The following is a 652-nucleotide window of genomic DNA, read 5'->3' as shown; positions in this document are numbered from 1 at the left end:
GAGCCTATCCCGGCAGCTGCGCATAAAATAGTCGTCTTTTTTGAAAACAACGACAGAACTTCCGCATTTAATTTATTGATTGACAAAACCTTATGCACATTCGGCGATAGATAACTGTGAAGCGTTTCGAGTGTTAGCTGATTCTGAGCATTCAAATGGGAGTATTTGCGATTGGGAATAAATGCCGAAGAGAGCGGCGCAACAGCGGTTACAACACGCACTTGCCCTGCTAATTTCTCCGCATAGTCGTTTACCACATCGGCAAACGGTTTTGTTTTGCTTGGGGTGCCGCCGCTAATGGGAAATGCTGCACCATTTAAAATTAGCATATCGTTCTGAAAATAACCGTTTATATTGTCATAGACGATGATTTTCTCTGTTGTTTTGTTTTCTTTCGGGCTGTCGGTTGTCGGCAAGTCGTCGGTATCGCCGACATCATCGGCATCGTCAATATCTTCCTGTTTGTCATTATCGGGTTCAGTTTGGACGATGGATTGGGCGATGGGTTGGACGATTTTTTCACCGCTATTCGCCTGTAAGCCTTTGTAATAGTTGATTTCATCTGCCATGTCTATAAATCGTTCGCGTAGCGGGAAGTGGTCGTCGATGTAATTGTCGATACTGTCTGTCAGATGCCCTTGAATGTAATTTT

The 652-nt window shown here is 44.0% G+C and carries 1 protein-coding gene; it reads right to left on the bottom strand.

The features are described from left to right. On the bottom strand, positions 1-652 hold a 652-nt coding region (locus ASC50_RS02910; protein ID WP_158648331.1), incomplete at both ends, for a hypothetical protein.

Source organism: Candidatus Symbiothrix dinenymphae (assembly GCF_001431085.1).
This window is presented reverse-complemented; position numbering and strand designations above follow the sequence as displayed.